Annotated in this window: 8 protein-coding genes and 3 tRNA genes; all 11 read right to left on the bottom strand. The window is 58.1% G+C overall.

The genetic code is table 11. The features are described 5' to 3' along the window. Positions 1 to 38 precede the first annotated feature (38 nt). The gene (gene rplD / locus WBP53_RS11040) at positions 39 to 641 is read right to left on the bottom strand and encodes a 50S ribosomal protein L4 (RefSeq protein ID WP_423928859.1); all 603 of its coding nucleotides are present in this window, start codon (positions 639 to 641) and stop codon (positions 39 to 41) included. 11 nt (positions 642 to 652) lie between these two features. Next, positions 653 to 1,294, bottom strand: coding sequence for a 50S ribosomal protein L3 (gene rplC, locus WBP53_RS11035; protein WP_423928857.1), 642 nt, complete (start codon positions 1,292 to 1,294; stop codon positions 653 to 655). A gap of 22 nt (positions 1,295 to 1,316) precedes the next feature. Continuing rightward, complete coding sequence (rpsJ, locus tag WBP53_RS11030; protein ID WP_092406388.1) at positions 1,317 to 1,628, bottom strand: 30S ribosomal protein S10; 312 nt, start codon at positions 1,626 to 1,628, stop codon at positions 1,317 to 1,319. Positions 1,629 to 1,691: 63 nt separating this feature from the next. Beyond that, positions 1,692 to 2,882 (bottom strand): elongation factor Tu, encoded by a 1,191-nt coding sequence (gene tuf, locus WBP53_RS11025; protein ID WP_423928855.1) that lies wholly within the window; start codon positions 2,880 to 2,882, stop codon positions 1,692 to 1,694. 97 nt (positions 2,883 to 2,979) lie between these two features. Continuing rightward, positions 2,980 to 3,055 (bottom strand) — tRNA-Thr (locus tag WBP53_RS11020). Positions 3,056 to 3,087: 32 nt separating this feature from the next. Next, positions 3,088 to 3,161: transfer RNA gene (locus tag WBP53_RS11015), tRNA-Gly, on the bottom strand. Positions 3,162 to 3,428: 267 nt separating this feature from the next. Next, positions 3,429 to 3,514: transfer RNA gene (locus tag WBP53_RS11010), tRNA-Tyr, on the bottom strand. Positions 3,515 to 3,795: 281 nt separating this feature from the next. Further along, entirely contained in the window at positions 3,796 to 4,296 is a 501-nt protein-coding gene (locus tag WBP53_RS11005) for an acyl-CoA thioesterase (protein WP_423928853.1), read from the bottom strand. An 18-nt stretch (positions 4,297 to 4,314) separates the two neighbouring features. Then, positions 4,315 to 5,406 (bottom strand): redox-regulated ATPase YchF, encoded by a 1,092-nt coding sequence (gene ychF, locus WBP53_RS11000; RefSeq protein WP_423928851.1) that lies wholly within the window; start codon positions 5,404 to 5,406, stop codon positions 4,315 to 4,317. Positions 5,407 to 5,519: 113 nt separating this feature from the next. Beyond that, complete coding sequence (gene pth / locus WBP53_RS10995; protein ID WP_423928849.1) at positions 5,520 to 6,101, bottom strand: aminoacyl-tRNA hydrolase; 582 nt, start codon at positions 6,099 to 6,101, stop codon at positions 5,520 to 5,522. 47 nt (positions 6,102 to 6,148) lie between these two features. Further along, the coding region (locus WBP53_RS10990) for a 50S ribosomal protein L25 (protein WP_423928847.1) at positions 6,149 to 6,602 on the bottom strand (454 nt) is incomplete at its 5' end.

The following is a 6,602-nucleotide window of genomic DNA, read 5'->3' as shown; positions in this document are numbered from 1 at the left end:
GATCAGCGGAGCGCGCAGCACGTTGTAGAGAGCCTCTTTCATGCCAGCCACTCCTCGATCTTCTTGATCGAATCGACAGTCATCAGCACGTGATCCGCACCGACCAGACTGACCGGATCGATCGCCGCCGCATCGACTACATGCACATACGGAATATTGCGAGCCGCAAGGTACAGGGACTCAGAAGCATTCTCGGAAATCAGGACGCAACGTCCGGAAGCTTCGAGCTCCGCCAACTTGGCAACCAGCGGTTGTGTCTTCGGCGTGTCGATACCAAACGACTCAATGATGCGCAGTCGACCTGTGCGATTCAGTTCAGACAGAATCGATATCAGTGCACCGCGAAACATTTTGCGATTGATCTTCTGGGCGAAGCTGCGAGGCTTCGCTGCAAAGGTAACACCACCACCAATGAAAATCGGAGCCTTCAGAGCACCATGGCGTGCACCGCCACCCTTCTGATTCTTCGACTTCTTGGTTGTGCCCCTTACTTCCGAGCGAGTCAGCTGCGCCTTGGTGCCGGAACGTCCAGCATTACGGTACGCAACAACCACCTGATGTACCAGGTCCTCGCGGAATTCCTTGCCGAAAACAGCTTCGGAAACCGTAACGGGCTTGGAGCCTATGACATTGAGTTCCATCACTACGCTCCTTATGCCTTGACCGCAGGACGGATGATCAAGTTGCCGCCCTGCGCACCCGGCACAGAACCCTTGATCGCGATCAGGTGGCGCTCGCTGTCGATCTTGACGACTTCGAGATTCATCGACGAGCGACGAACTGCACCCATGTGACCAGCCATCTTCTTGCCGGGGAACACACGTCCCGGCGTCTGGCGCTGACCGATCGAGCCCGGCGAACGATGCGACAGCGAGTTACCGTGCGTCGCATCACCCATCTTGAAGTTGTACTTCTTGATGGTGCCCTGAAAGCCCTTGCCCTTGGTGATGCCGGCGACGTCCACGATCTGACCGACCGTGAAGATTTCGTCAACCTTGACCTCACCACCAACGCTGAACTTCGCGAGCTCGTCTGCTTCCAGACGGAACTCCCACAAGCCCCGGCCTGCCTCGACCTTTGCTTTGGCGTAATGCCCGGCCAACGGCTTGTTCACGAGCGCTGCGCGCTTGCTTCCGGCCGTTACCTGGATGGCGTTGTAGCCATCGATTTCCGTCGTCTTCACCTGGGTCACCCGGTTCGGTGTCGCTTCAATCAGCGTCACCGGAATCGAGCGGCCATCTTCTGTGAAGATTCGGCTCATGCCGCATTTGCGGCCTACCAATCCGATACTCATCATCGTGTCCTATATGCCGCTATCAGTAGAGCTTGATCTGGACGTCTACACCAGCCGCCAGGTCGAGCTTCATCAGGGCATCCACGGTCTTGTCGTTGGGATCAACGATATCCAGAACGCGCTTGTGAATGCGTGTCTCATACTGGTCGCGCGCATCCTTGTCTGCATGAGGCGACACCAGAATGGTGTAACGCTCAATCTTGGTCGGGAGTGGAATCGGTCCACGGACCTGCGCACCTGTGCGCTTGGCCGTCTCCACGATCTCACTTGCCGAACGGTCGATCAGGCGATGATCAAATGCCTTGAGCCTGATGCGAATTTTCTGGTCTGCCATTGCCGTTTCCTGGTTGGGGCAAGGGGCGCGCACACCCCATGCCGCTCGGTAGTTGTTTCTTGGTTACTCGAGAATCTTGGCAACGACACCGGCGCCGACGGTACGACCGCCTTCACGGATCGCGAAGCGCAGACCATCGTCCATTGCGATCGGGGCGATCAATGTCACCACCATCTTCACGTTGTCACCCGGCATCACCATCTCGACGCCTTCCGGCAGCTCGCACGCACCCGTTACGTCCGTCGTGCGGAAGTAGAACTGCGGGCGATAGCCCTTGAAGAACGGCGTATGACGACCACCCTCTTCCTTCGACAGCACATACACCTCGGCTTCGAACTTCGTGTGCGGCGTGATCGATCCCGGCTTGGCCAACACCTGGCCGCGCTCGACGTCGTCGCGCTTGGTGCCGCGCAGCAGCAGTCCGGCGTTGTCGCCTGCCTGGCCCTGGTCGAGCAGCTTGCGGAACATCTCAACGCCCGTCACCGTCGTCTTCACCGTCGGGCGGATGCCCACGATCTCGATTTCTTCACCGACCTTGACCACACCGCGCTCGATACGGCCAGTAACCACCGTGCCGCGACCCGAGATCGAGAACACGTCCTCGACCGGCATCAGGAATGCCTTCTCAACGTCACGCTGCGGCTCGGGAATCCAGCTATCCAGCGCGTCAACCAGCTTGATGATCGCCGGTACGCCAATCTCGGACTGGTCGCCTTCCAGCGCCTTCAGCGCCGAACCATGGATGATCGGCGTGTCGTCGCCCGGGAACTCGTACTTCGACAGCAGCTCACGCACTTCCATCTCGACCAGCTCGAGCAGCTCGGCATCGTCGACCATGTCAGCCTTGTTCAGGAACACCACCACGTACGGCACGCCCACCTGGCGAGCCAGCAGGATGTGCTCGCGTGTCTGCGGCATCGGACCATCAGCGGCCGAGCAGACCAGGATCGCACCGTCCATCTGTGCCGCACCCGTGATCATGTTCTTCACGTAGTCGGCATGGCCCGGGCAATCAACGTGCGCGTAATGGCGGTTAGGCGACTCGTATTCCACATGCGCGGTCGAAATCGTGATTCCGCGCGCCTTTTCTTCCGGCGCCGCGTCGATCGCGTCATAAGCCTTGAATTCGCCACCAAAACGCTCTGCACCGATCTTCGTCAGCGCCGCTGTCAAGGTCGTCTTGCCGTGGTCAACGTGACCAATCGTGCCGACGTTGACGTGGGGCTTCTTGCGCTCGAATTTTTCCTTGGACATTTCTCTGAGACCTATGGAAAGGAAGCTTCTCTAAACAGTGCGACCACGATGGGGCGCTTCTCGGTCATCGCGATCAGACTCGATCGCCATCTTAAAATGGTGCTCACGAATGGAATCGAACCATCGACCTCTTCCTTACCAAGGAAGTGCTCTACCGACTGAGCTACGTGAGCGAAACTTGCAAATACGGTGAAACCGATTTTTTTGGAGCGGGAGAAGGGAATCGAACCCTCGTAATCAGTTTGGAAAACTGATGTTCTACCATTGAACTACTCCCGCTTGGAGCCGGGATTCGGGATTCGCCATTCGGGATTCGTAGAAGCCATTGTTGGCGCTCTTGCGAATCCCGGATCACGAATTTCGAATCTCGTTGCATCTGGTGGAGCATGAAACTGGTGGAGGGAGGTGGATGACTCCGGGCATCCTGCCCTTCGCCCCTCCGGGGCCGCGCCGCTTTCGCGTCACGTTCCAGATCGCATCAGCGATCTGGCGAACCACAAAGGCGGTTCTCACCACCTCCTTTAAACTGTTCCGCACTTCCATAACTGGTGGAGGGAGGTGGATTCGAACCACCGAAGGCGTAAGCCAGCAGATTTACAGTCTGCCCCCGTTGGCCGCTTGGGTATCCCTCCAGAAAACTTGTCGTCTGAATCTTGTCTTTGGATCCGGGCTCGCGCCTGTTACGCGTCGCACTTACCCGATTCACCGCTGGATTTCTGCAGTCGCCAGACACGCAGACCAACCGACCAAGGGTCGGTTCTGCCAGTCAAGTCGTTTTGCATCCATACGCGGAGCCGCGCATTTTCGCGGAGCAGGCCCTAGGTGTCAACAGCAAAAGTGGTGCCACGACCCGATTCGGGCAGCTCGAGGAGGCAAAATTGCGTCTATTGAGGCCTCTGCAACGGGGCTTGTCTCAGGAATCGGCCCTGAATGGCGGCGGGCGCAGATCAGAGACCTCCTCGTCGATCCTTCTATGCGCATCCATGACTTTCTCCGCATACCGCGCCAATGACCGATCTTCCTCGGACTTCGGCGTCCAGCCTGGCACCGGCGTCGGCTTGCCGTCCGGGGCGTCCAGTGCCACGAAAGTCAGCACGCACTGGGTCGCAAGTCGATCTTCGGTCGACCGCAGGTCGCGCGCTCGAACGTCAACCATCAGATTCATGCTCGAGCGGCCCGTGTGGACCAGGCGACAACGAACATGAACAAAATCACCAATCAGGATTGGGGCCACGAACTGAATGCCGCCCATGGCAGCGGTAACGCAGTATTTGCCACTCCAGGCCACCGCACAGGCGTAAGCGGCCTGGTCAATCCATTTCAGGACTGCTCCACCGTGCACCTTGCCGCCGAAATTCACATCAGTCGGCTCTGCGAGAAAGCGAAACTCCAGAATGTGCTGCTGGCCGGACATGGCTGGATCCTCCCAGGATCAGACGTTGAAGCGGAAATGCAGGACGTCGCCTTCCTTGACGATGTATTCCTTGCCCTCCAGGCGAAGGCGCCCCGCCTCCTTGGCACCGGCTTCACCACGATACTTCATGAAATCATCGTAGGCGATCGTTTCAGCCCGGATGAACCCGCGCTCGAAATCGGTATGAATGACGGCAGCAGCCTGTGGAGCCGTTGCACCGATCCGGACTTGCCATGCGCGAACCTCCTTGACCCCTGCCGTGAAATAGGTCTGCATGCCGAGCAATCGGTAACCGGCACGAATGACCCGATTCAGCCCGGGTTCGTCGAACCCCATGTCGGCCAGAAAATCATCGCGATCCTTCTCATCCAGCTGGGATAGCTCCTCCTCGATCGCGGCGCATACCGGCACGACTTCTGCACCTTCGCGCTCTGCCCGCTCACGAACCTTGTCCAGGAGCGGATTGTCACTGAACCCATCCTCTAGAACATTTGCTATATACATCAGAGGCTTGAGCGTAAGCAGGAACAAATCACGAATCAGCGCCAACTCTTCCTGATCAAGCCCGGCCGAGCGGGCCGGATTGCCTTCATTGAGGCAGGCTGCCAGCTTCTGCAAGACAGGCCGCTTTGCCAGCGCCTCCTTGTCATTTGCCTTGGCCGCGCGCTCGACCTTGTTGAGCGCCTTGTCCACGGATTCGAGATCGGCAAGCGCAAGCTCGGTGTCGATTGTCTCGATATCAGAGATCGGATCGATCTTGTTGGAGACATGGACGATATCCGGATGCTCGAAGCAGCGGACCACGTGGGCCATGGCATCCACTTCGCGGATGTGGGCAAGGAACTTGTTGCCCAAACCCTCGCCTTTTGAGGCACCTGCGACGAGTCCGGCGATGTCCACGAACTCCATGGAGGTCGGTATCGTCTTTTGAGGCTTGACGATATCCGCCAGCTCCTCGAGACGCGGATCCGGAACGGGCACAACACCCACATTGGGCTCTATCGTGCAGAACGGAAAGTTTGCCGCAGCAATGCCCGCCTTGGTCAGCGCATTGAACAGGGTCGATTTGCCGACGTTGGGCAGGCCGACGATGCCGCATTTGATACCCATGATTTTTGTCCGGGATTCGGGATTCGGGATTTGGGATTCGAAAGGGGTGAAAGCGGATTTTCGCCCTGACCCATGCACGTATTGCTGCTATTCGAATCCCTAATCCCCAATCTCTAATCACGCTCCGTATGCAATCGCTTCATGGCTTCATTGAAGTCTCCGGCAACTGCCAGTGGAAGCACATCGAGCGCCGCACCAATGCCGCCGAGTATGGACTGCTCATCATTGGTCCCGGGTCTGCCGAGCACCCATGAGGTGACCCTGTCCTTGTGACCTGGATGACCGATTCCGATGCGCAAGCGATGAAACTTGCCATGTCCCAGATGCGCGAACGTATCGCGCAACCCATTCTGTCCGCCATGGCCACCATCGAACTTCAGCCTTGCCACACCAGGTGGCAAATCAAGGTCATCGTGGGCGACCAGCATTTCTTCGGGTTCGATCTTGAAGTAGCGCAGCGCCGACGCGATCGCAATGCCACTCTTGTTCATGAATGTGATCGGCTTGAGCAACAGGAGCTGCTCACCACCGAGCGAGACCTTCGCGGTCTCCGCATGAAGCTTCGATTCGATGCCGAACCTGGCTCCTTCACGCTGGGCCAGGGCATCGACGAACCAGAACCCGGCATTGTGCCGGGTTCTGAGATGTTCGGCCCCGGGGTTTCCGAGGCCTACGATCAGTCGCAAACGATTCATGACAGTCGAAACGCCCCTTGCTGGCGGGCAGCAGGAGGCTTGACGGACTACTTGCTGTTGTCGCCAGCTGCATCCTTCTTGTCACCAGAGGCTTCTTCGCCTTCGGCTGCGTCGTCAGCTGCAACATCGACTTCTTCGCGGCCCAGCTTGGCGCTGACCACGGTGATGTCGTGTTCCTTGCCGAGGCTGAGCTCCGGAATCTGGGCTCCGGTCGGAAGCTTGAGCGAAGACAGATGGATGATGTCGTCGACCTTCAGGCCCGCAAGATCCACCTCGATGTACTCGGGCAGGTCCTTCGGCAGACAGGCGATTTCAACTTCGGTCACCTCATGCATGATGATAACGCCGGCGGTCTTGCCTGCAGGCGAGGTGTCCTGATTGAGGAAGTGCAGCGGAACGCGAACGCGGATTTCTTCGTTCTCATTGATGCGCAGGAAATCCAGGTGCAGGATCTGCTGCTTGTACGGATGACGCTGCATGTCCTTCAGAAGGACCTTCTGC

Source organism: Dokdonella sp., assembly GCF_049593775.1.
Classification (GTDB): Bacteria; Pseudomonadota; Gammaproteobacteria; order Xanthomonadales; family Rhodanobacteraceae; genus Dokdonella.
Note: the sequence above shows the minus strand (reverse complement) of the source record. Positions and strands in the feature narration are given on the sequence as shown.